General features: G+C 64.4%; 25 protein-coding genes and 1 pseudogene. 20 read left to right on the top strand and 6 right to left on the bottom strand.

Going from position 1 to position 21,735, the window contains the following annotated elements; translation table 11 throughout:
• The 6 genes and pseudogenes from ABD050_RS09800 to ABD050_RS09825 form a co-directional block, all read right to left on the bottom strand.
• A pseudogene (locus ABD050_RS09800) lies at positions 1 to 1,662 on the bottom strand (asparagine synthase-related protein); the annotation flags it as partial.
• Entirely contained in the window at positions 1,662 to 2,333 is a 672-nt protein-coding gene (locus ABD050_RS09805; RefSeq protein ID WP_343889113.1) for a lasso peptide biosynthesis B2 protein, read from the bottom strand. The gene ABD050_RS09805 and the pseudogene ABD050_RS09800, both read right to left, overlap by 1 nt.
• Before the next feature lie 54 nt (positions 2,334 to 2,387).
• Positions 2,388 to 2,522: a benenodin family lasso peptide gene (locus ABD050_RS09810; RefSeq protein ID WP_343889114.1), complete on the bottom strand. Its 135-nt coding sequence runs from the start codon at positions 2,520 to 2,522 to the stop codon at positions 2,388 to 2,390.
• A gap of 152 nt (positions 2,523 to 2,674) precedes the next feature.
• Complete coding sequence (locus tag ABD050_RS09815) at positions 2,675 to 3,319, bottom strand: GntR family transcriptional regulator (RefSeq protein ID WP_343889115.1); 645 nt, start codon at positions 3,317 to 3,319, stop codon at positions 2,675 to 2,677.
• A gap of 13 nt (positions 3,320 to 3,332) precedes the next feature.
• On the bottom strand, positions 3,333 to 3,752 hold the full coding sequence (locus tag ABD050_RS09820; RefSeq protein WP_343889116.1) for a helix-turn-helix domain-containing protein: 420 nt from the start codon (positions 3,750 to 3,752) through the stop codon (positions 3,333 to 3,335).
• A 163-nt stretch (positions 3,753 to 3,915) separates the two neighbouring features.
• Positions 3,916 to 4,347 carry a hypothetical protein gene (locus ABD050_RS09825; protein WP_343889117.1) on the bottom strand — a complete coding sequence of 144 codons (432 nt, stop codon included), beginning with the start codon at positions 4,345 to 4,347 and terminating at the stop codon, positions 3,916 to 3,918.
• A gap of 306 nt (positions 4,348 to 4,653) precedes the next feature.
• Here ABD050_RS09825 and ABD050_RS09830 point away from each other — a divergent pair, with 306 nt between their 5' ends.
• The 20 genes from ABD050_RS09830 (at position 4,654) to ABD050_RS09925 (ending at position 21,694) form a co-directional block, all read left to right on the top strand.
• On the top strand, positions 4,654 to 4,932 hold the full coding sequence (locus tag ABD050_RS09830; RefSeq protein WP_343889118.1) for a hypothetical protein: 279 nt from the start codon (positions 4,654 to 4,656) through the stop codon (positions 4,930 to 4,932).
• A gap of 50 nt (positions 4,933 to 4,982) precedes the next feature.
• Positions 4,983 to 5,729, top strand: coding sequence for a DsbC family protein (locus ABD050_RS09835; RefSeq protein ID WP_343889119.1), 747 nt, complete (start codon positions 4,983 to 4,985; stop codon positions 5,727 to 5,729).
• A gap of 214 nt (positions 5,730 to 5,943) precedes the next feature.
• The gene (locus ABD050_RS09840) at positions 5,944 to 6,258 is read left to right on the top strand and encodes a hypothetical protein (protein WP_343889120.1); all 315 of its coding nucleotides are present in this window, start codon (positions 5,944 to 5,946) and stop codon (positions 6,256 to 6,258) included.
• A 110-nt stretch (positions 6,259 to 6,368) separates the two neighbouring features.
• Positions 6,369 to 6,635, top strand: coding sequence for a type IV conjugative transfer system protein TraL (locus ABD050_RS09845; RefSeq protein WP_343889121.1), 267 nt, complete (start codon positions 6,369 to 6,371; stop codon positions 6,633 to 6,635).
• A gap of 7 nt (positions 6,636 to 6,642) precedes the next feature.
• Positions 6,643 to 7,281 (top strand): TraE/TraK family type IV conjugative transfer system protein, encoded by a 639-nt coding sequence (locus ABD050_RS09850; protein WP_343889122.1) that lies wholly within the window; start codon positions 6,643 to 6,645, stop codon positions 7,279 to 7,281.
• The gene (locus ABD050_RS09855; protein WP_343889123.1) at positions 7,265 to 8,035 is read left to right on the top strand and encodes a type-F conjugative transfer system secretin TraK; all 771 of its coding nucleotides are present in this window, start codon (positions 7,265 to 7,267) and stop codon (positions 8,033 to 8,035) included. Before ABD050_RS09850 ends, ABD050_RS09855 begins: the two co-directional genes overlap by 17 nt.
• Positions 8,032 to 9,366, top strand: a complete 1,335-nt coding sequence (locus ABD050_RS09860; protein WP_343889124.1) for a TrbI/VirB10 family protein — start codon at positions 8,032 to 8,034, stop codon at positions 9,364 to 9,366. The genes ABD050_RS09855 and ABD050_RS09860 overlap by 4 nt, the downstream gene beginning before the upstream one ends.
• Positions 9,366 to 10,097 (top strand): TraV family lipoprotein, encoded by a 732-nt coding sequence (locus ABD050_RS09865; protein ID WP_343889125.1) that lies wholly within the window; start codon positions 9,366 to 9,368, stop codon positions 10,095 to 10,097. The genes ABD050_RS09860 and ABD050_RS09865 overlap by 1 nt, the downstream gene beginning before the upstream one ends.
• Complete coding sequence (locus ABD050_RS09870) at positions 10,094 to 12,628, top strand: TraC family protein (RefSeq protein WP_343889126.1); 2,535 nt, start codon at positions 10,094 to 10,096, stop codon at positions 12,626 to 12,628. The genes ABD050_RS09865 and ABD050_RS09870 overlap by 4 nt, the downstream gene beginning before the upstream one ends.
• Complete coding sequence (locus ABD050_RS09875) at positions 12,628 to 12,969, top strand: hypothetical protein (RefSeq protein ID WP_343889127.1); 342 nt, start codon at positions 12,628 to 12,630, stop codon at positions 12,967 to 12,969. The genes ABD050_RS09870 and ABD050_RS09875 overlap by 1 nt, the downstream gene beginning before the upstream one ends.
• Positions 12,966 to 13,364, top strand: coding sequence for a hypothetical protein (locus tag ABD050_RS09880; protein ID WP_343889128.1), 399 nt, complete (start codon positions 12,966 to 12,968; stop codon positions 13,362 to 13,364). Before ABD050_RS09875 ends, ABD050_RS09880 begins: the two co-directional genes overlap by 4 nt.
• A complete protein-coding gene (locus ABD050_RS09885; RefSeq protein WP_343889129.1) occupies positions 13,361 to 13,621 on the top strand; it encodes a hypothetical protein in 261 nt (86 codons plus the stop codon). The genes ABD050_RS09880 and ABD050_RS09885 overlap by 4 nt, the downstream gene beginning before the upstream one ends.
• Positions 13,614 to 14,291: a conjugal transfer protein TraW gene (locus ABD050_RS09890; RefSeq protein ID WP_343889130.1), complete on the top strand. Its 678-nt coding sequence runs from the start codon at positions 13,614 to 13,616 to the stop codon at positions 14,289 to 14,291. Before ABD050_RS09885 ends, ABD050_RS09890 begins: the two co-directional genes overlap by 8 nt.
• Entirely contained in the window at positions 14,288 to 15,301 is a 1,014-nt protein-coding gene (locus ABD050_RS09895) for a TraU family protein (protein WP_343889131.1), read from the top strand. The genes ABD050_RS09890 and ABD050_RS09895 overlap by 4 nt, the downstream gene beginning before the upstream one ends.
• A gap of 394 nt (positions 15,302 to 15,695) precedes the next feature.
• Positions 15,696 to 17,561 carry a hypothetical protein gene (locus ABD050_RS09900; RefSeq protein WP_343889132.1) on the top strand — a complete coding sequence of 622 codons (1,866 nt, stop codon included), beginning with the start codon at positions 15,696 to 15,698 and terminating at the stop codon, positions 17,559 to 17,561.
• Between the two features lie 212 nt (positions 17,562 to 17,773).
• Positions 17,774 to 18,781 (top strand): conjugal transfer protein TraN, encoded by a 1,008-nt coding sequence (gene traN, locus ABD050_RS09905; RefSeq protein WP_343889144.1) that lies wholly within the window; start codon positions 17,774 to 17,776, stop codon positions 18,779 to 18,781.
• A gap of 259 nt (positions 18,782 to 19,040) precedes the next feature.
• Positions 19,041 to 19,637 (top strand): type-F conjugative transfer system pilin assembly protein TrbC, encoded by a 597-nt coding sequence (locus ABD050_RS09910; RefSeq protein ID WP_343889133.1) that lies wholly within the window; start codon positions 19,041 to 19,043, stop codon positions 19,635 to 19,637.
• Positions 19,609 to 20,205 carry a S26 family signal peptidase gene (locus tag ABD050_RS09915; protein WP_343889134.1) on the top strand — a complete coding sequence of 199 codons (597 nt, stop codon included), beginning with the start codon at positions 19,609 to 19,611 and terminating at the stop codon, positions 20,203 to 20,205. Before ABD050_RS09910 ends, ABD050_RS09915 begins: the two co-directional genes overlap by 29 nt.
• Before the next feature lie 41 nt (positions 20,206 to 20,246).
• Positions 20,247 to 21,098: a conjugal transfer protein TraF gene (locus ABD050_RS09920; RefSeq protein WP_343889145.1), complete on the top strand. Its 852-nt coding sequence runs from the start codon at positions 20,247 to 20,249 to the stop codon at positions 21,096 to 21,098.
• A gap of 62 nt (positions 21,099 to 21,160) precedes the next feature.
• Positions 21,161 to 21,694, top strand: coding sequence for a hypothetical protein (locus ABD050_RS09925; RefSeq protein ID WP_343889146.1), 534 nt, complete (start codon positions 21,161 to 21,163; stop codon positions 21,692 to 21,694).
• The last annotated feature ends 41 nt before the right edge of the window (positions 21,695 to 21,735 follow it).

The raw sequence follows: 21,735 nt of genomic DNA on the forward strand, positions 1-21,735 counted from the left end.
CCCGAGATAGGACAGCGAGCGCTCCACCGCGCGGCGATCGATCAGCCCCTTCGCAGCGAGGAGGCCGTCCATCAATTGCTCCCTGACGATGCTCCGATAGGCGTCGAGCAGTTCGATACAGAAAGCATCCGGCCCACCCTTGACGGTGCGCTCGAGCACCGACCGAGGCAGCACACCCGCAAAAGCGCGCCGGGCAGTGGCACGATTGATGCCGCCCGCAATCCATTCCCAGCTTGGGATCGCCAGGCATTGCTCGATAACAGGTTGCGCCAACAAGGGGCAGATAAGGTCGAGATCATCCGGGTGCCGGTGGCCCTCCGCAAAACGCTGCACACGCATCACCCACTGCACATGGGTCGCGCGGCCAGGGGGGACGCCCCGCCTTGGAGCAAGCCAGGGATGCCCGGCATGCACCGAGCCTGTTCCCGCGGTCGGCAGCAGGAATCGTGCGTCTTCCCGATTCGCCGATGATGTCGGTCCCGCCGTGGCTTTCCGGAGCGCCGCGAAGAGCATGGTGGGAAGGCTGGTCCCGGTCATGCGACAGGCATCGCGTACGGTCTGCCATAGGGCCGGACGCGGTCCTTCAACCAGCAGACGGTCGACGATAGGCGTCGCATTCTGCATGAAGCAGAAGACGGCGTCGCCGCCATTGCCGCGAAAAATGGCGCCCATTCCCTGGCCGTCGGCGACACGGCGCGCGAGATAATCATAGCTCTGCAGGAACGGTTCGCCGATCGGCCGCGCCAGAAGGGGAGCGCTTGGCCGGCACGGGTCGACGTGCGCGACCGCGAATTGTGCCTCATGGAACGGCAGCTTGAGCGCGGTGCATAGGGCCCGCGCATGGTGGCGTTCGTCCCCCTCGGGATGCCGGGTCGCCACCGTTACACATTCCGGCTCACACCCGGCGCGGGCGAGCGCCGCTGCAATGATCGACGAGTCAAGGCCACCGGAGACGCCCACCAGCATGCGTCCGTAAGAACGGCCCAAAGCGCCGATGCAGCCTTCGATGGTCATGCGGAGATGATCGAAGCTCGCGGTCCGATCGCCGACTGGCCTGTTCGCGATATGATCCCATGGCGACCAGCGCGCTTCCGCCCGGACTTGGCCCCCATCCTGTACCAGAGCAAAACCTGGCAGCAGTTCGCGCAGGCCACAGATCGCGGTCTCGTCGGATCGTTGATTGGGGAAGCGGAACTGGAAGCCGATATTCTCCCAAGCGACTTCGACGTGAAGGAGATCAGCGACGCACAGGGTCGCCGCGTCGGATGCAATGGCGTGGAGGCGGTTCGTCGAGACATGATACACGGGAAGACCGCCGGACGGGTCGCGCAGAACGACCGCCTTGCGGTCGGCGCCCTGCTCGATGGCGACATAGCTTCCCCAGTAGCGATCGACGAGCAGCGGGAGTGAGCTCGCGTCAGGGCTCGTGGTCGGCGGATCAAGAGTGGTGATCGGCGCGAAGTCCGATCGACCAAAGAGCCGGCCCAGGACAACGCCGCGACCTGATCCGAGCGCAACTGCCGGGCACGCCGCATTGGCCATGACCGCGACGCGATCCGTCGCGAACACAACGCAAAGCGATCCCGTTCGCAGCGCCCGCGCAATCCCGTCGGAGAGCGTCTCCGCGTCATCCGACAGGAGGATCAGATACTGCGCCGGCATCAGACGACCAGGATCGGTGAGAAGATCCGGACATGATCGAGGCTGTCATTGAGCACTTTGGTACCGCACTGAACCCAGGCGTGGGCGGAAAATGGGCTTGCGGTCACGCCGATGACAAGGTTTCCATCAGCTCCAGCCGCGTGCAACATCCTCACCAATGCTATCGAACGGATCAGGCAATTGTCTGCCCTGGATATCGCGAACTCGGCGAACGTAAGGGCCGCGCGAAGCCGGTTGATCTGGGAGGCGACGTCGATGGCGTCGACGCGAGACGTGTTCTTCCGCCTCCGGTCGAGATCGCGAATCACCTTCTGAAAGCCATGTTTTTTGAGATCCGACGCAACTCGGATCTGATGCCAAAACGCCCGCAAAACCGTGGAGAAGCGGACGAAGCGATCCGCTTCATCCGACCAGATTTCGGTGGGAGCGACAAAGGGCATCGGGTCGCGCGCCGGCCCTTCATGCCCTGGCGGACAGAGGATTCCAGCAGCGACAAGCTTGCTCACGGCAAAGTCCGTGCGTTCGATCAAAGCATCGTCGGTGAGGCAGGCACGAAAAGAGTCATTCCAGCTTGGCGGAATACTGAAATAGCGGCCTGCAACCGCGTCCAGGAAGACGATGTGGGCGCCAGTGTCGCAATAATGAAGATTCGTCCTGAGATAATGAGCCATGGCACCCGGTCTCTGGTATCGGGGCGCGCAGCGGCCTGCGCGCCCCGATCGGCTTCAATCCTCGAGGATGCCTGCGCCGCCCTTCGGCGACTGATCCTGATCGCGTGACAGGCCGGCGATGCCCTTGGTTTCGACCGTGACGGATCCGAGGTCGATGAGGTCATTCTCGGTTTCGATTTCGCGTTGCATGATACACTCCTTGTCGTGCTGCGGACTGCAGCGGCGGAATGTTACCGGCCAGCGAGCGTATTCGAGACGTTATAAGTGCCCGATATGGGAGCTTATTTGCGTGGCCGAAGGCAGGTCCGAAATGATCCTCACGTCGCTACAGATTGGGCAATCTAATCAAATTCTTGGGCGGTCATCATCCTGCCGCTCAATTTTATGAGAGCCGGAACGCGGCGCAATCTCCGCCGATGATACGCCCAGATGGCATCTCGGATGGTCGATTCTCGACCGGACGTGGTCGCGATCCAGACCGCACGGAGTTCGTCCACGCGGTCCTTGATCGACGACTCGCGCAGTCGAGTCGCGTAGAGCTTGTCAGCCACGGCGGCGATCGCCGTCGCATGTTGGCGGTTGCGCGAACCGGCCGCCAGGTGGTCGAACAATTCCGTCGTTGCGTCGGTGATCGCGCGGGTATCTGCCGGGTCGAGAGCGTCCAAGGTAGAAGACATGTCGATGCTGATGCTGGGGCTTGAGCGATGTTTGATCGCGAGACGCAAGACCTGGCCATGCCAGACATACAGATCCCGGAGATCTTGTTCCGTGAGGACGGGAAGCTGGAAGCCCCCGCCATGATGTGCCTCGATGAAACCCTCCCCTACCAGTCGGTGAATGGCATCCCGTACGGGCGCGATGCTTGTGCCAAATTCCTCGGCAATTGCCTGCGCGACAAGCGTCGAACCGGGAGCATAGTAGCCGCCGACGATTGCGCGGCGCAGGCCCGTGTAGACCCGCTCCGATGTGAGCGCTTCGGGCGCCATGACCCGCGGGCCCTCAAGCTTCGGCTTCGGGAGGCGACGATCTCGGCACTGGCGGCCGCAACCGACTGGAGATCGTATCGACATAATAGTCGCCGATGCAGCGAATGCAGTGCTCCTCAAGCGCCGCCATGTCATCGAGAAGCAATTGCCGTGGAAATGCCATCTTGTGATCCATGAACATCAGCGGGATCAGGAAATAGGAGGCTGGAAGCCCCACACCGGAAGCGCAGCGCAGATGATCCTCAATCGAGGATTTCGGATTGCCCGACTCGATCTCGCGCAGCCAGCGCACACCGATGCCGACATCGGAGGCGAGCTGCTCTTGCGTCTTCCGTTCTTTCCGTCTCCGCTCTTCGATGCACTTTCCCGAGATCACCTTGATCTGCGCAAGGACAGTCGCATCTCCAATGCTGGATGTGCTTTGAAGCGACACGTGCAGGTTCTCCCTGACTGTTGCTCAAAGCTCCCTTTGCACAGTTCGACAGGGCGGAAACTTGTGTTAAATATGCCCGCGGTCAAATCCAATCGTTTCCAATTTGGAAGACGGCGAGGGTCGGAACACTGGAAGTGTGGTTGCCTAACTAGCTTGGATAGCGTTAACTTTTCTTTGCTCGCCTTGGTCCCTCGCCGGCGACGCGGCGATAAGCTTCCGCGAGGTCCTTATCTTCCGCGGTTCGGAATGAAGCAAGGCCAACGATGTAAAGCTTGCCGACTGGCGGGCACTGCGCAAATCGATCGGATTCGATCAAGCGTTCACACACCAGCTGCATGATCTCGGCAAGTTCCGCTGAAGATCCAACGAAGCAGGTCTTGTCGCCTGAGCATTGCAGGCAGGACTGAGTCTCGAGTTCTGCCGCTATGTCATCGGCGTCCATGCGTTCGAGAAGCGCGACGGCGACGGAAAATGTCGCTCCATATGGAATGAAGTCGCGCAGGAGCTGCGCCAAGCGGTAGTGGCACGCAAGGAACAGGTCTACCCCCTGTTCCGACAGTCGCAATTTATAGGTCCTTGAGGCCGCCTTTCCCATTTCCCCTTCCCTGCGACTCGTGCCTGTCTCCTTATGGCTTGACGAGATTTGAGCCCAAATGGGCGCTTGATGAACGATTAGAGACCAAAATTGCGGCACGGTTGTGCCGATTGAGGTCTGCGATTGCCGCCTTCGGCACGGCAGTGCCCTGCCTATTGCGGCACCCCGATTACTTACTCATGACGCGGCCATCCCGATTTGGGGTGACGGCGAGCACCGTTCGACAACTCAACGCTCCCAGCCCGATCCCAATCAAGTTCCCCGGTCATCGCGAGGCGCGATTCCCGGACAGAGGAGGCGTGTCTGATGACCAAACGAATAGTCTTGAACAGCATGGGCAGCGTCTCGCTTTTGCTCACCACTATGCCAGCTTCGGCCTGTCCCCGGCAAGTGGCCGCGCCCGTCAGCGCACCGGCCCCCCGGGTCCGTGTCATCGCGACGGCCGACGGCTTTGCCCTCGCGACGAAGACGGAAGGTCCCGCAGCGGCTGCGCCGCGCGTGGCCGTACCGATCGGCGTCCAGATGCAGATCGATCGTGACGCCTTCGAGTGCAGCACGCGTCGCATCGCGGGTGTCCGTCCGTGAGCGGCGCGACGTCCAAGGCGGTTCGACGCCTGTCGCTGATCGCTTGCGCGATGACATTCGGTCCGAGCGCGACGGCGCAGTCGGCGTCAATGGCGAAGCAGAGCGATACGGCGCCGCTCAGTGCCGCTGCGGAAGCAGCGCAGCAGAAGCTGCAGCAGACCTTCGCCAACCTCAAATTTGAGGACTTCGGCCCTGCGCCGATCAATGGCCCGATCTATCAGGCGACCGCGGGCGGGCGGATCATCTATTACGCGCCGGACAGCGAGCAGATCCTCTTCGCCGCCGTTTACGACAAGAACGGCGTCAACATCACCGCGCTGGCTCAGGATGCGAGCGCACGGAAGAAGCTCGGCGCGCTGGATCCCGCGAAGGCGCTGGTGATCGGACCTGCGGGCGCGCCGACGGTGATCGAGTTCACCGATCCCGAATGCCCCTATTGCCGCGCGCTCGAGAAATTCTGGATCGCCAAGGCAGCAGAGGGGAAACCGGTCCGGCGGCTCATCTACTTCGTGAGCGGCATCCACCCGCAGGCGGCGGCGAAGTCCGAGCATATCCTTTGCTCGCCCGACAAAGAGGCCGAGTTCAAGTCGATCTACGGCGGCGCGCAGCCAGCCGTGCTGCGCAAGTGTGCCACGGGCCACGCCAAGGTCGAGGCCGATGCGATCGCCGTCCAAAAGATCGGCATCACCGGCACGCCGACGCTGATCGTCGATGGAAAGCTCGTCTCGGGCTTCCAGCAGGGCGAGCTCGAGCAATTCCTCGCGGACCATTCGGCGAAGATCGATGCGAAGCACTGACGATCGTCGCGCGCGAACGCGCGCGCGCCTCCTTTTTGGCGGCCGTTCGGGGGGCCGGTCCGGGCGTAGCGCCTCGGCTCCACCGACACGGGCCGGAATGCCGACGGCCGTGGCTCCCCTGGAGCCGTCCACCACGCCGCTCGGCCGCCAACGTGTCCTCACGGTGTCGGCAGGCATCTACCCGGGCGGCTCCGCAAGCGCACGGAGTGGCAAAATGATCAGGAAAATCGGCAAGCATGTGTTCGGGGTCGCGAATATCGGCGTCCCTTTGGTTTTGTTCGCCACGATGAGCGGGGGCGCCCACGCGTTCACCGCACCCGCGACGGGCGACCTTGGCTACGACATCTACAACATCGTCGTGAACAAGGGCGTCAAGGGCCCGATGGGGTTCGTCGCCGGCGTCGCGGCCTTCCTGTTCGGCGTGTCGCGGCTGTTCTCGAACGTCATGATCGGGATCCCGACGATCGTCGCTGCGGTCTGCCTCATCAAGGCGGACGCCATCCTCCAGACCTTTGGAATGGTGGTCTGAACGGATCGGTCGCGCGGGTCTCGCATCCGCGCGTCCCACGAGCCGGGCCACACGGCCTGGACATGACAACCCGAGCTCTCGGGCTGTCTTGAAGCAGGAGGAGAAGAGCGTTGGACGAACGTCTGCCCCAGTATCTTCATCAGCCCGTACAGATCCTCTGGTTCGGCGCGGATGAATTCATTCTGGCCATGTCGACGATCTTTGTCGCCGTCATCGTTGGCGGCGTGATCGGGTGGACGCTGATCGGCGCTCTTCTCCTTTTCATCCCCTGGAAGCGGACCAAGCCGCGCGGGTTCATCCCGCATCTCGCCTGGCGCTGGGGCCTGCTTCGTTTCCGCCATTATCCGGGTCCGACCCAGACCCGCTTCTTCGAGTAGAACGGCCATGGCGCTTTTCCGCAGATCACGCCCGAAGGACTGGGATCCACTCGCCGACAAGCCGGCGAGCTGGGGCATCCACCGCTATCTGCAGGGCTCGGCCAATCTCTTCGAGGAGAACCGGCTGCTCAAATTCGCGATCGCAGGACTGTTCGGCATCACCGCAGTGCTCGGCATGCTGATCTACACGTCGAACCAGAATCAGCGGACGGTGATCGTTCCGTTCGGCACGGGCGGCGATCTCTATGTGACGGGCAATACGCCCTCGGCGCCGTATCTGCGCACGATGACGCGCAACATCGTCAGCCTTTCTGGCACCTATTCAGCCTACTCGGCCGATCCGCAGTTCCAGGAGCTGCTGAGCATCGTCCACCCTTCCGCCTATAACAGCATCCGCGACAGCCTGACCGCCATTCTCGATGAGCTCTCGGACAATCCGACGCTGTCGATCGCGACCTATATCCGGCCAGACCAGCCCGTTTTGACCACCAGCACCGACATATTGGTGCCGGTCGAGAAGGTTCGCGTGATCGGCGGCGTGATCCGCAAATTCCGGGGCAATCTTCGGATTGGCTACGCGATCGACAACGGCCGTTTCTGGCTGACGTCCCTGCATGAGGAGAATTTCGATGCCGAAACTAGGTAATCGCACTCGCGCGAGCCTGCTGGTGGCGGGCCTCATCGTCGCGGCACCGCCGGCACTCGCCCAGGCGATCACCGCGCTGCCCGATCAGACCGCGTCGATCCGGTTGTCCAATCGCGACGTCAACCACATCATCTGCCAGGGCGGCGAGATCGAGGATGTCAAATTCTCGGCCGAGAAGGCGATTGCGGTCGAGCGTGGCGGATCGGACGCGTGGATCAAATTCCTGGTGAAGGAGGTCGACGGCGAAGGGGCACCGACGCGAACCTATGTGACCACACCTTCCGAATTCTTCGTGTCGTGCAACGGGGCGATCTATCCGCTCTACACCGAGCCGTCAGACATCCCCGCGCAGACCGTGATTCTGGCGTCGGGCACCGCGCAGCGTGCCCGGGCCAATCAGGATCTGCTTGGCCCGCTGGTTGAGGAAGAGCGCGCCGTCTCGATCACGCTGTCGATGCTGCAGGACCGCGTGCCGGCAAGCTTTGCCGAGGTGGCGCCTGGCGCCGGCGACATCGTCCTGCCGACCTTGCCCGCGGCCCGGCTCCATGAACGCCGGCGGTTTACCGTCGAGGGCGCTGGCCTCTCGGCATCCGAATATCTGGTCCAGGCGTCAGCCGACCAAGTCCTCGCCGAGCCCCAGTTCCTGGTGTCGATGCTCGGCTCGAACATCTTCGCGGTCACGCTCGATCGGATCGCGCTGAAGGCGGGCGACAGCGCCCGGCTCATCATCATTCGCCGGGGAGATGTCCAATGAGCGAGACACCAGAGGAGACCGCACCGGATCCCGCTGGGCCCGGCGACCAGAGTCCTTATCAGGCGCATCTCGCCGCCCAGGCGGCGCGGAATGGCGGTGACGAAGCGCGGGGTGCGGCGCTGCTCGACTGGCGCGCGCGCTGGGATTCGCTCAGTTCGACGGGCAAACTGCGCGTGAAGCAATTCGGCGTGGCCACGGCGATCGGCGTGCTCGGCTATGGCCTCTATTCGGCGAGCACGGCCGACAAGCCGGTCGTGGCGGCACCGGAGGCCTCCAAGCTCGACATGGGTGCTGGCCTGCGCGGCGACAGCCTCGAGGTGAAGCTGCGCGGCGATCTGAAAAAGGTCCTGGACGGTCAATCCATGCTCGGCGACCGGGTTACGGCGATCGAGGAGGGCAAGACACCGATCGGACCGCAGGGCACGGCGCCCGCCGCAGCAGGAGCGGACGGCGCGCCGTTGCCTCCGGCCCTTCCCGGCGCTGGCGCGCCGGAGTTTCCGCCATCCCCATCCGGCGCGTCGGCCGCGGGCGACGCTGGGCTGCCGGCACCGCCTTCCGCGCCCGTGGCGCAGTCAGCGCCGCCGGCACCCCCTGTCGAAAAGATGGTCGGCGCGATCGGGGGCGCAAGCACACCGATCGTTCCGAAGGACGCCGCCGCGGCGTCGGACGATTCGAAAAAAAAGATTCGGACGATCTATTTGCCGCCTGGTTTCATGAAGGCGCGGCTGCTGACGGGCGTGGACGCCTTGGCGAGCCACGACGCGACGTCGAACCCGGAGCCGATCATCGCGCGGGTCCAGGCGCCGGCCGTGCTCCCCAATGACGTCAAGGCAAACCTGTCGGGTTGCTTCGTCATCGGCAACGCGACCGGCAGCCTCGCCAAGGAACGGGTCGAGATCCAGCTCGTGACGCTCTCTTGTGTCGATTTCGACGAACATTCGGTCGTCGATCAGAGCGTCAAGGGCTTCTTCGTCGATACCGACGGCAAGAAGGGCCTCTCGGGCAAGGTCGTCACCCGCGCCGGCGCGGCTTTGGCCCGGACCTTTATCGCGGGCACCATCAGCGGCATCGCCCAGACGGTCGAGAACACCTTTGGTGATACGTCGACCTCGGCCCTCGGCACGGTGAGGACACTTAATGCCGGCGACGCCGCCAAGTCCGGCATCGCCGGTGGTCTTTCCAAGTCGTCCGACAAGCTGACCGACTTCTATCTCGATCTCGCGCGCCAGGCTGGCCCCATCGTCGAGGTCGGCGCGGCGAAGGACGTGGTTGTCGTCATCCAGGAGGGCGTGACCCTCGAAATCAAACCTTCGGCGGGGAGCAAATTCTGATGCCCAGGACCCTTTCACGCAAAGTCGCGATCCGCGGTCGTCGACTGCTTCTCATCCCGGTGATCGCGGCCCTTGGTGGTTGCGCCACGCTCGGCTCGGTGATGTCGCCATACTCCGAGAAATACAGCTGCAAGAACAGCGATCATGGGCAGTGTGTCCATCCCGAGAAGGCCTATGAGGACGCGGTCGCCGGACGGCCGTCCCGGTCGGACCCGGCCGTCACCAACGACAAGAAGCTGCTGCGCGGCCAGCCAGCCGCACCGGCCATGCCCGGCATGGTGGCGGCGTCACGCGGCAAGGGCGCCGCGCCAGCAGGCGCCTATCTCGGCTACAAGGACAGCGTCTATCGCGAGCTGCAGGGCCTGATCGACCAGCCGGTCACGCCGATGCTCAAACCGCCCCGCACCGTTCGCACGCTGATCCTGCCCTATGCCGACCGTCAGCGGCCCGACCGGCTCTACATGCCGCGCTACGTCTTCTCGATCGTCGAGACGCCCGCCTGGGTCGTCGGCGACTATCTGGTCGACCCGGTTCAGCCATCGACCCAGGCGCCCATCCTGGGTCAGGTCCAGGAGCGCCCGATTGACGGGGAGATATCCGCGACCGCGCTGGCGTCGCCGGTGAGGGACCCGCGCACGCTGGTACCCGCGCCCATGAAGGCGCGCCCGCTGGCGCCGACGCCTAAGGCTCCGACCACGCTCGCGCCCGCGCCAAAGGATCAGCGCAAGTGAAGGCGCCCGGCACCCGTACGGGCGGCGACTTGAGCTTTGCCCAGCTTCGGCAAAGCGTAGGGCGCGATCGCTTCTCCAATTATTTGCCGCTCGTTGCATGGGACGAGGATGAGGAGGCATTCCTCTGCATCGACGATGGCTGGGGCTATGCCTGGGAGCTCGTGCCGAGCGCCTATATGTTCGCGCACGTTCATCAGGCGCTGCTCGGGCTCCTCAATATCCATTTCCCCGACGGCACGGTGCTTCAGCTTCACAGCTTTGCCGATCCGCTGATCGAGACGGCGCTCGATGCGTTTCTCGATCTCAAGACCCGCGACGATCCGCTGATCCAGGCGTCGGCCAGGCGCACCGCGGACTACCTGCTGGCGGGGACGCATGGCCTGCGTGCGATGCACGGCATTCCGATCCGGGACTTTCGCACGATCTTGTCGGTGAAGACGCGGCGACCGCTGGGAAGCGATCTGCGTCGCCAGATCGAGGAGCAGCTCGCCAAGCTCGGTATCGTCCGGCTGCCGCCCGAGGAGATCGTGTCCTTCTATCGCCGGATCTTCAACGGTGTGTTCGCCGCCGCCCCCGGCGTCTTCTCTTCGAGCCCGGATGCGACCGGCGCCGCGCCGCCGATCCGCAAGCAGATCATCGACGCCGGTCCCGACCTGCTGTTCGAGGGACCGGAACTGTTCCTCGGCAATCAGGTCGCGCGTTGCCTGACACCCAAATCGCCGGCGCGGCGGATTACGGCCGAACGAGCCAATCGGCTGACGGGCGGCATGCGCGGCTCCGCCGAGGACAGCGACCAGATCGGAGGGCCGTTCCTCTACACGCTCAACGTCCTGTTCGATCATTCGCAGTTCGAGATCCATAAGCGCGCTCAGGTCCTGTCCGCGCAAAAGGCCGCCGGCAGTTTCGCGGTCGAGGTGTCAAAGCAGATCGAGGAGATCGGCTGGATCCTTGACGAAGCCGGGAACTCGAAATTCGTGCGGGTGATCCCGACCGTCTGGGTGTTCGGCCGCACCAGCGCCCATGCCCGCGAGATGGCGGCGCGCGCCAAGCGGCTTTGGGAAGGCGAGCCTCTGCCCTTCATGATGCAGGAGGAGAGTTATCTCAATCCGATCCTGCTGACGATGAGCCTGCCGTTCGGGCTTTACCCGGACGGGCGGACGCTGCGCATGCTCGAGCGTGATTTCCGGATGCCGGTGAAGGCGGCGGTCCTGATGGCGCCGATCCAGACCGACTTCCGTGGCGGCGGGCGCCCTGCCCTCCTCTATACCGGCCGGAAGGGCCAGTTGGTGACGCTCGACCTGTTCGATCCGCGCATCAACAACTATAATTTCATCGTCTCGGCCGAGAGTGGCGCCGGCAAGAGCTTCCTGCTCAACAATCTCTGCCAGCAATATTTCGCGCAGAACGCGCTCATCCGGATCATCGATATCGGCGGGAGTTACCGCAAGCTCTGCACACTCTGCTCGGGCCGTTATATCGATATCGGCGAGGAGCGACTGGTCCTCAATCCGTTCGACATGGGCTTCGCGCTCGACGGCGAGGACAAGCAGTCGGCGATCTCGATGGCAGTCGCGATCGTCGCCGAGATGGCGAATGCGGCGACCCGCAAGGGCGTCACCACATCGGAATGGAATCTCCTGAAGTCTGCGGTGCAATGGACGATCGACGAGGGCCATGCCGAGGAAGGCATAGACGCGGTCCGTGCCTGGCTCGGCGCCTACCCAGAGTTCGCCGCTTCCGATCTCGATCGGGTCGATCATCTGGTGCCGGTCTCCAGGGAATTGGCCTTCAACCTGCGCGATTTCGCAAGCGAGGGCGCTTACGGCCATTTCTTCAACGGCCCCTCGACCTTCGACATTACCGCGGACGAGTTCGTCGTGCTCGAGCTCGAACGGCTGAAGAGCATGCCCGACCTTTTCAACGTCATCGTCATGGTGGTGGTGAACGCGGTCACGCAGGAGCTCTATCTCTCGGCGCGCGACCGGCCGCGTTTCGTGCTGTGCGACGAAGCCGCCCAGTTCATGACCAAGACCGAGGGGCAGGACCTGTCGCGTCTGGCAGAGGCGTTCGGCCAGGGCTACCGGCGCGCGCGCAAATATCAGGGCTCGTTCGGCATCGTGCTGCAGTCGATGAACGACCTGATGCTGTTTGGTGGCACCGGCCAGGTCATCCTCGAGAACGCAGCGACGCGGTTTCTGCTGCAGGGCTCGACCTATGACAAGGCGGTCGAGAACAAGATCCTCGATTATTCGGGGTTCGTCCTCGACCTGTTGAAGTCGGTTCGGAACTCGAAGCCCAATTATAGCGAGGTCTTCATCGACTCGCCGCTGGGTCTCGGCATCGCCAGACTCGTTGTCGACCCCTTCTCGTACTGGATCAACACCAGCGCGCCGCAGGAGGTTGCCGCGTTCGAGGCGCTGCTGCGCGCTGGCCGCTCTCCGCTCGACGCCGTGTGTGAGCTCGCCGGCGTCGATCCGGCCGAGATCCTCGGACGGCGACCCGAACTGCCCATCCATGAGGAGATCGCGTGATGCTGAAGCGCAAGCCTCCGCACAACCAGATGGTCTTTGATCTGACCTCGTTCGACAGCAGCAAGGACGCTCAGCTCGAACGGATGATCGAAGCGCGCGTCGCGATCCGCGCCGAGGCGGCGGCGATCCGCTGGCGTTTCCGGCTGATGGTCATCGAGGCGACCATGATGACGAGTCTGGTGCTCGTGGCGGGGTTCGCCCTCAACCAGCCTCACGCGATGGTGATGCGCAGCGCGCTCATCGTCGGCGCGGCCTGCTTCGCGAGCGGTATCATGCTGGTCGGTCTGTCCGGCGCGACCGGTCTGGCGATCTCCGCCCTTCGTCGTTGGAGGGCGCGATGATCCGCGTGACCCTCGCCGACGGCACCGCGGAGCTGATCGAGCGCGAGATCGAGCCGCGCCGTCCGGGCGAGACGCTGTACGATTTCATGCTTCGCTCGGCGCATGAGACAAGCCTCGAAGCGAGAGCCCTGCGCGTCCTGCTTGACGCCCATGTGGCGAGCCTTGGCGCGGAGCGTGCGTCCGTCGAGCGGCGCCGGCGTGCGATGCTGGGCGGGCAGAGTCTGATCGCAGGCCTGGTCGCGAGCGTCCTGATCAGGCCCGACACGGTCGGCGACGCGTGCATTGTCGCGATGCCGGTGGCGATCCTGACCCTGGGTGCCAGCCTGCTGCTGTCATTCTTCATGCCGGCCCTCGATCGGGGTTTCATCCGGATGGCGCGGCGGTGGCGGCGATGAGGGGCATCTTATCCTCGACGCCGTCGCTCGGCTCGATCCGCCTCCTGCTGGGCAGCAAGCTGCTGTTGCTGATCCAGGCCTGGATCGTGCTGCGCAGCGGCCGGCTTCTGGACGGCATGCTGTGGTTCGTCGTCGGCGCGATCGTCGTCATCGCGATCCTGTGTCTTATCGGCGCCGTCATCGGCGAGCCGGACGACAGCGCCGATGACCATAACCGGGCGTGGCGGCGCAGAGCGGAGGGTCGTCATCATGAATGAGGCTAGTTGCGGCGCGACGAGCGCCACCGCCCCGGCGCGCGTTCGTGTCGTGCTGTTCCAGGGCGCCACGACAATCGCTCTGCTCGCCTGCGCGTTCGTAACCGCTTCGGCGCACGCGCAGACCTCGGTGATCGGCCGCACGTGGCAGATCGCGGAGCCCGATGCGCTCGAGGAGATCGAGGCGCGCACACAGAAGCTGCCGCCCAATATGGCGAGCCGTTTCGGCCCGCGCGAGAGCTGGTCGGCGATGAAGGCCGCGCCGCTGGCCGTTGCGCAGGTGAACCGCGTGCGGAGCGTCGTTCCTTTCTACACGCTCGATTTCGATGTGAAGCTCCCGGACGGAAAACTGCTCTATCCGAAGGGCCTCACGTTCAACCCCCTGACCTATGTGTCGCTACCGCAGCGCCTGGTGGTGGTCCGCCCCGAGGATCTTGGCTGGGCGCTGCGCACCGCCAGCCCGTCCGACTGGATCCTGTTGGCGGCAGGGCCCCGTGCCAGCGCCGATCCGATCGCGCTCGGTCAAAAGGTCGGTCGCTCGCTCTTCATCCTGGAGGAGCGCGTGAAGGATCGGCTCGGTCTCGAGGTCGCGCCCGTCATTGTTTCCCAGGTCGGGCAGAAACTGGAGCTGACCGAGGTCAAGCTCAATCGCACCGGGAGCGCGCCGCGATGACCCGTCTCGCTTTGCTGCGCAGCATAGCGGCAGCCTTTCTGCTCCTCGTGCTGTCCCCGGCTTCGCCGGCCCATGCCTCGTCCTGCCCGACCGGCACCGTGTTCAATCCGATCACCAAGGTGCGCTGGACCTGCATCTTCCCGATCACGATCGGCGGCGTGAAGATCGGCACGGGCGACAAGCTCGGCAAGGCGCTCGATGCGCAATCCTCCTCGAGCCCGATCTGCGCGTGCCGCAAGGGCGCCACCTTCTGGTTCGGGGTCAAGGTTTCCTTCTGGTCGCCCAATCGCATGGTCGACGTCGTGACCGAACCGGGGTGCATGATGGCGCTCGGCGTCGACCTGATGCCGACCCACGGCAAATTGCAGGGCAGCCAGTCGTCGATCGCGGACGGCACCAACACGCGCAAGATGTTCGCGCAGATGCACTATTACATCTCGCCGGTCTGGAAGATGCTCGACATGTTCACGGACCTGCCGTGCTTTCAGGATGACGGGTTCGATGTGGCGCTCATCACCGAGGTGCTGCCGACCTGGCAGTCGGGCACTTTGGGCGCGATCATTCAGCCCGAGGGCATCTTGTTCGGTAATCCCGCCGCCGGCCTCGCCTGCATGGCCGACAGTGCGGCCGCGGCTGCCGGCAAGGTCCTCGACCCGCTCTTCTGGTGCATGGGAAGTTGGGGCGCGACCTATCCGATTGCCGGCGACATTCATTTCGATGACTCGGTCGAGGCCTGGGCAGGGCTCGCCGCGCGCGGCACCTTCATGATGGGCCGTCTGGGCGCGCTGACTATCTCGTCGCCCAGCGGCTGTTCCTTCATCCCCCAGCCGATCTGGACCAAGTCGCGCTACAAGCTCCAGCTGATGGAGCCGGTCAAGGGCGGCCAGTGCGTCAATATCGGCCGGCCCGGCTCCTTGTGGTCGAGCGCGAAGCACGCGCCCGGCAAGGACAACGCCCAGTTCATGCTCTTCGAAAAGACGATCTGCTGCGCCGGAGTGTCGGTGCCATGAGCGGGTCGTTTGACGGACACCTCGTCAGTCCCGGACGTGCATCCGGGTCTGCCCGCCAGGACCCGTTGGGTCTCCCGGGACAAAGCGAGGTGGGAGCGGCGCTGCACAGCCCCCGCGGCGCCGCTCCAACCCCGGTCAGCGCGGCCGGCTCCTTGCCCGTTCGGCAGATGGCGTTCCCCCGTGCCTCTGTCCTGGCGGCGGCCGCGCTGACCATTTTTGAAGGCCAGGGCGTGTTCCGCCTGACGTCGACACCGGCGCTGGGTGCCACCACGCTGTTTCGTCTGCGTCGGGGGTCGCGGTTTTACACGGGAGAGGGTCTTCAGTCGTGAGACGTGCGCTTGTCATCCTCCTTTGCGCGGCCGCTCTGAGCCCTGCCCTGGTTCACGCGCAAAGCATGGAGGATCGCGCCCGGGCGGCCGCGCAGGCGTCGCGTGCGAAGACGAGCGACAGCGATATGTTGCTCAATACCACGATCACGCCTGCGATGAGCGGGCAACCGATCGCGACGGTCGACAACAGCAAGACGTTCACTCCGACGATTGCCTGCCAGAAAACGCAGAGCCTGCTCGAAGTGTTGGTCCAGCCCTCGGCCAGCGGCGACATCGGGACGGTCAAGATCAGCCAGGACAAGGATTTCGACGGTACCTTCGACACCGTGAGCAACCTGCCCGTGCCGGTTTCCGGTATCTGCGCGAATGGCATCATCTCCTGTGCGCCCGGCACCTGGAACCAGTGCAAGTATTTTCGCTGGGATGTCGACGCATCCAAGTCCTTGAAGCTGACCCAGGTCGATATGCCTGAGCTTTCCGGCTGCTACTGCGTCAACAATAGCTGCGGCGCGAATCTTGTCTGGAACAACCTCAATTCGGTGCTGGGCGATCTCGGCGGCGGCATGGTCGGCGCGCTCACCACCGCCGATCCGCGCATCGGCGTAGCGCGGGCACAGATCGGCGGTCCGGTGATCGACTATGTTGGCGCCCAGTCGACCGCCTGCGCGAGTGACGGCACCGTCGCGCAGACGGCGTACAAGAACAACCCGGCCGCCATTCAGGGCGACGCCACGGCGATCGCCGCCGGCAACGGCATCTTCCAGATGGTCGCAGCTTCGCCTGCGGGTTCGGGGAAGGCCCAGCAGACCAGGGCCTGCACGATCGAGCGCCAGGTCAATATCATCGATCCGCAGCTCGATGACATCATCGCGCGCACCGCGGGCGGTTATGCGACCAGCCGGACCGGCAGCAATATAGCCGATTTCCTGATGGGCTCCCCACCGGACAACAGCCTGAGCGGCGGGTCCTGCAGCCTGTTCGACTTCCGCATGACGCTGCACGTATCCGACCCCGCGCGCATTCGGCAAGCATCCCTGGTCGAATGGTTTGCGGATGACTGGGGCCAGGTGCGGATCGACGGCAATCTCGTCGATTCAGGACCCTCGCCCTGGACGACCACCGGCCTTCCGCCCGGAAAGTGCGAGCTGAAGAAGACCTATTATGCATTCCCCAATCTCGACCTGAAGCCTTATCTGACCAAGGGAGACCACGAGATCTGGTTGCGGGCGGCGGTCAGCAGCGGTGGTGAGGCGTTCGCAGATGTCCATGTCGAGGTGGATGACAGCTGCGGTTCTACAGAGCAGCTCGTCGACCTGTGTTCAGGGTACGCGGCGGACAGCAAATGCCATCTCGACAGCGAGGATGTCGACGGCGTCGAAACCTTCCGGGGCGGCGTCGCGACCGGCCTGAGGCCCCTGCCCCAGACACGCCTGTTCGGCGCCGACCGGTGCACATTGCAGCTCACCCGCGACTTCTTCCTGCGCAAGCGCAACTACGTGTGCGAGACAGATAATGCGAGGCTGCCCGATCCGGACCTGAGCCGGGGCGCCTATATCATCGACCATTCGACCGAGACGTTGCTCGCTGACAAGCAAACCCAGGCGAATGGGAGCGTCACCACCTCGACCCGGCCCTTCAGCCTTCCGGATCGGGGCAGCGTGCCCGCCTGCGAGACGATCTGCAAAACCCAGGCGCCCAAGATCAACACCGCAGCCGCGCCGTCGGGCGTGATGGGAAGCCAGCAGAATGATCCGACCGGGATCGACACCTTCTATCATGTCTGCTCGGCCGACAATGTCTGCCCGACCGGACCCGGCGAGCAGATCGTCTCTGCCTGTGGTTGTCTCGACGATTTTCCCGAGGCCGTCGTGATGATGCAGACGGTCCGGCTCGGCGGCGCGGACATGACCTGCACGAGTGCCACGCCATGAAGAGTTCGTTCCTCAGCCGAGCGCTGCTGCTCGTCTCAGCTTTGTCGCTCGTGAGCGCCCAGTCGGCGGCCTATGCGCAGGCGAGCGCCGCCGCGATGCCGCAAGCGCGCGCGCCGATCGCCATTCCTGGCGAGCCGACCGATCCGGTCGAACCGACCGACCCCACGGGCCCAGCCGGACCGACCGGCCCCGCGCCCACCAGCGCCAGTGAAATGTGCGCGGTCGATCTCAACGGCAATGGCGATGCCGCCGATGAAGGCGAAACCGCGAGCTGCACGGCGACGGCGAGCGGAGGTTGGCAATGCCCGATCCGCGCTGTTGCCTGCACGGTGACGGGTCCGGCCACCTATGCTTGCCCGCTTGGGACCCAATTTGCGTGCGAGGTGCCGGCGGGCGGCGGCGCGCCGACCTGCTCGCCCGACGCCTGCATCGACACGGGCGCCAATCCAGTCGTGAGCGATCCGGTCGTGGACGATCCGGGCGTGCCGAATGACGGCCAGGTCGACGCCGACGGGAATTGCCTCGACCATATCGAGATTTTTGCCGGCCGTGCGTTGCGGTGCCGTCCACCGGGCCTGCTCGACACCTTTCAGAATTGCTGCGCCGACAAGGGCAAGATCGTCAAGGACGGGATGGGTTCGTCGCTGACCTCGCTCAGCACCAAGATCGCGGTCGCCAAGGGCGTGCTGACCGGCATGAAAGCCGCCTACACAGCGTTCAAAGCGGGCGCGACCGCCAGTCAGGCGGCCACCGCCGGGCTCAAGGGGATCATCGGCATCGACCCGACCTCGCTCGCGATCAGCCTCGCGATCAACCTCATCATCGAGTTCCTGTTCCAGGGCTGCGATCAGCAGGACATGGAGACCGGCATGCTGCGCGGTTCTGGCATGTGCCATGAGATCGGCAGCTATTGCACGTCGAAGATCCTCGGCATCTGCATTCAGAAGGCCAAGGGGCATTGCTGCTTCAATGCCAAGCTTGGCCGGATCATCCAGGAGCAGGGTCGGCCGCAGCTCAAATCGTTCAACGCGATCGGCTGGGGCACGGCCAAGAAGCCGATGTGCCGCGGCTTCACGCCTGAGGAATTCCAGGCGCTCGATTTCTCGAAGATGGACCTCTCCGAATATTATTCGGACATCGAGGCCCGCGCTCAATCCGACATCCAGATAGATATGAAGGACCGCGTCGATGCGTATATGCAGACGATCGGCAAGAATTAGCCTCGTCCTGACCCTGGCGTTGGGCACGATCCCAGCCGTCGAGGCGCAGACCGTGGCCGGATCGCCGCCGAGTTCCCCGCCGGCCGACGCGCGCGCGAAGGCAGCCAGCGAAGGCAATGCCGCCGTGGAGCGGCTCAAGCAAGCCGTCAGCGCGCAAAAAGGTCGCGCAACGCCGGGGCCCGGCCCGTCGGTTCAACCTTCGGCCGAGCTTCGTCGGCGGGCTTTCGATGCTGTGCGGCGGCATGCTGCTTCACCCCAGATGGATGCACGCGCTCGCGCGGCGTTCGCGACAGGACAGGCTGGGCTCGAAGCCGAGCGCGAGGCCATGGCTGCGAAGCTCGGCCAGGCGCTGGGCCTCAGCGCGCCTGACATGGCCGCCGTCGCGGGCGCTGCCGCGCCGAATGCAGTCAAAGGCTGGGTGCCGGTCCTGTTCGCCTCCTCGTCGATGCCGATCCCGACGCTCAGGGCCTATGCCGCACAGCTTGAGCGCGTGGGCGGCGTGCTGGCGTTTCGGGGTATGCCGGGCGGGCTGACGCGTGTCGGACCCATGGCGAAGCTGTCCGCTGAGATCCTGCGGATAGATCCAGGCTGCTCGGGCCCGGCATGCGTAATGCGGAGTGTCCAGTTGATCGTCGACCCGATCGTCTTCCGCTTGGGCGGCGTCACCCGGGTGCCGGCGCTGGCGATGATCCCGGGCGATCCCACCCAGCCCTATTGCGAGCGTGACGCGGCCAGTCCGCCGATCGCTCGGATCGTGTTCGGAGACGCGAGCCTCTCCGGTTTGCTCGAGGAATATGCCCGCCTTGGCGGCAAGGAGGAGGTGCGCGATGCTCAGACTCGCTTGGGCGCTCGCTAAATGGCTTTGGTCCGAGTTGCGGTTCTTGCCGATACGGGCGGCGGTCGCGCTCGGCAGTGGCGGCCTCGGCCAGCCGCCAAGGCCTGAGCAGTTGCTGAAGGTCTATCTGATCGTGTTGCCGATCGGGCTCGCGACGTGGTGGGCGATCCCGCAATTCACGCTGGTGATGAGCCCATCGATCCATGCCTGGGCAGTGCGGGCTGATCCTGGGCCGATTCACAAGGGAGACCTTGTCTCGTTCATGCTCACGAACGCGGTCGCGGGACCCAAGCCGGTGTCGGTCACGAAATATGTGTTGTGCATGCCCGGCGAACGCCTCGACATGATCGAGAAGCCGTCGTTCGGAGGCCACACATGGGACGGCTGGTACTTCTGCGATGGCAAGCTGCTCGGAGTCAGCAAGCCCTATGGTCGTAGGGGACAGAAGCTCGATCACTATCAGCCAAAGGGCGTGATCATCCCGGCGGGCTATGCCTATGTCGGGTCGAGCCATCCGGATGGATTTGACAGTCGCTATTATGGTCCGGTCGCCATCGGCCAATTGACCCGGATGGAGAAGCTGCTGTGACGGCCCGCAAGTGGTTGCTGCGCGCGGCCCTCTTCGCCGCGATCGTTGTTCCTTTATCGGCGCACGCCCAGGATCAGCGGCCGGCCATGACCGGCAAGGATGGATATTGGTGGTATCAGGCGCCCGCGAAGCCTCCAGAGGAGAAACCCGATCCCGACGCGCTGGTGAAGCCGGTGATCCCGCCGATGGCTGAACTCGCCACCTGGATGCCGCCCAAGATCCACAAGCTGATCGAGCAGCAGCGCGATTATGCGGCGACGGTGCTTACGGTCGACGCCGTCGCCGATTTCTGGAAGTTGGAGGATTTCGCGCGGCGCAAGGCGCGGGCGTTCGCCGGCGTGACCCAGATCGCCATGCTACAGCATCCGGAACTCAACTCGAAATCGGCCAATCCGATGGTCGGCGATGCGCGCGATCAGCTGACCGCGTTCAAGGATGACGCGCGCCGCCAATATCTTCGCGCGCATGCGTCCGAATTCGCGCTCGTCATGTTTTCCCGCGACAGCTGCGGTTATTGCCGGGTGCAGTGGCCGATCGTCCAGCGCTTCCAGGAGGAAATGGGCTGGCAGGTCACGCTTATGGATCTCGACCGCCGGCCCGAGGTTGCCCAGCGCTTCGATGTCGAGGTGACGCCGACAACGATGATCATCCGGCGGAACAGCCAGCAGCGGATGGTGATCGCGAATGGCGTTGAGGCGTATCCCAACCTCGCTCAAATGGCATACCAGGCCGTGCGATTGCTCACTGGCGATATTCGGCCCGAGCAGTTCATGACCGGCGCCCGCGAGGAAGACGGGTTCTTCGACGCGCTCGCGAACGGGCCGGTATCGGCGACCGATCCACGCGTGCTCGGTGGTGATCTCGTCAACGCCGGCGGGAGTCCGCGGCCGTGACGCGGCGCGTGCTCGCCATAGCCGCCATGGTGTCCGCTGTCGTGGGTGTCGCGGTGGAAGCGATGGCTCAATCGGCATCGGCAGGGCAAGATGCAGCGCGGCGCGCGGCAATCCATCCTGTTGCCGACACTGCCAGCCTGCAGGCGTGGCTCGCGCGCGTTCCGCTGACCCGCCAGTTCCCGCCGGACTTTGCCGATACGTTACGTGGCCAGGCGCCGGCGTTCGTCATCGAAATGAGCACGAGCCCGGGTTGCGTGCCGTGCGGTGACATGTGGACCAAGCTGTCGGCGTTCGGCCGGCAATATGGCTGGCGCGTCGCTGCGATCGGCAGCCAGGAAGCGATGGTCCGATCGGGCCGGCTCGGGCTGCCCTGGGTCGGCCATCCGGTCGTTTGGGTACGGCCGATCGCGGACGCGAACAGGATCGTGCCGGTTGCGATCGGCACCGATCATGGGCCCAACCTGGCGCGCAACATCTATCTCGCGGTCAAGATGCTGACCGGCGTGCGACCCGATGTCGGCCTCAGGGCGATGTCCAAATATACCGGGATCGTCGGCGTGGGCGCGCCGCGGAATCCTGCCAACCGAGGGAGCTGAGCATGGCGGGCCAGCATCTCTTTCATCTCACTCGAACCCGA

The organism is Sphingomonas oligophenolica, from assembly GCF_039522915.1.
Classification (GTDB): Bacteria; Pseudomonadota; Alphaproteobacteria; order Sphingomonadales; family Sphingomonadaceae; genus Sphingomonas; species Sphingomonas oligophenolica.

Coding starts and splice junctions, on each gene's coding strand:
- ABD050_RS09805 (WP_343889113.1), bottom strand. CDS start 2,333: ATGGCTCATTATCTCAGGACGAATCTTCATTATTGCGACACTGGCGCC.
- ABD050_RS09810 (WP_343889114.1), bottom strand. CDS start 2,522: ATGCAACGCGAAATCGAAACCGAGAATGACCTCATCGACCTCGGATCC.
- ABD050_RS09815 (WP_343889115.1), bottom strand. CDS start 3,319: ATGGCGCCCGAAGCGCTCACATCGGAGCGGGTCTACACGGGCCTGCGC.
- ABD050_RS09825 (WP_343889117.1), bottom strand. CDS start 4,347: ATGGGAAAGGCGGCCTCAAGGACCTATAAATTGCGACTGTCGGAACAG.
- ABD050_RS09830 (WP_343889118.1), top strand. CDS start 4,654: ATGACCAAACGAATAGTCTTGAACAGCATGGGCAGCGTCTCGCTTTTG.
- ABD050_RS09835 (WP_343889119.1), top strand. CDS start 4,983: ATGACATTCGGTCCGAGCGCGACGGCGCAGTCGGCGTCAATGGCGAAG.
- ABD050_RS09840 (WP_343889120.1), top strand. CDS start 5,944: ATGATCAGGAAAATCGGCAAGCATGTGTTCGGGGTCGCGAATATCGGC.
- ABD050_RS09850 (WP_343889122.1), top strand. CDS start 6,643: ATGGCGCTTTTCCGCAGATCACGCCCGAAGGACTGGGATCCACTCGCC.
- ABD050_RS09855 (WP_343889123.1), top strand. CDS start 7,265: ATGCCGAAACTAGGTAATCGCACTCGCGCGAGCCTGCTGGTGGCGGGC.
- ABD050_RS09860 (WP_343889124.1), top strand. CDS start 8,032: ATGAGCGAGACACCAGAGGAGACCGCACCGGATCCCGCTGGGCCCGGC.
- ABD050_RS09865 (WP_343889125.1), top strand. CDS start 9,366: ATGCCCAGGACCCTTTCACGCAAAGTCGCGATCCGCGGTCGTCGACTG.
- ABD050_RS09875 (WP_343889127.1), top strand. CDS start 12,628: ATGCTGAAGCGCAAGCCTCCGCACAACCAGATGGTCTTTGATCTGACC.
- ABD050_RS09880 (WP_343889128.1), top strand. CDS start 12,966: ATGATCCGCGTGACCCTCGCCGACGGCACCGCGGAGCTGATCGAGCGC.
- ABD050_RS09885 (WP_343889129.1), top strand. CDS start 13,361: ATGAGGGGCATCTTATCCTCGACGCCGTCGCTCGGCTCGATCCGCCTC.
- ABD050_RS09890 (WP_343889130.1), top strand. CDS start 13,614: ATGAATGAGGCTAGTTGCGGCGCGACGAGCGCCACCGCCCCGGCGCGC.
- ABD050_RS09895 (WP_343889131.1), top strand. CDS start 14,288: ATGACCCGTCTCGCTTTGCTGCGCAGCATAGCGGCAGCCTTTCTGCTC.
- ABD050_RS09900 (WP_343889132.1), top strand. CDS start 15,696: ATGGAGGATCGCGCCCGGGCGGCCGCGCAGGCGTCGCGTGCGAAGACG.
- traN (WP_343889144.1), top strand. CDS start 17,774: ATGTGCGCGGTCGATCTCAACGGCAATGGCGATGCCGCCGATGAAGGC.
- ABD050_RS09910 (WP_343889133.1), top strand. CDS start 19,041: ATGGATGCACGCGCTCGCGCGGCGTTCGCGACAGGACAGGCTGGGCTC.
- ABD050_RS09915 (WP_343889134.1), top strand. CDS start 19,609: ATGCTCAGACTCGCTTGGGCGCTCGCTAAATGGCTTTGGTCCGAGTTG.
- ABD050_RS09925 (WP_343889146.1), top strand. CDS start 21,161: ATGGCTCAATCGGCATCGGCAGGGCAAGATGCAGCGCGGCGCGCGGCA.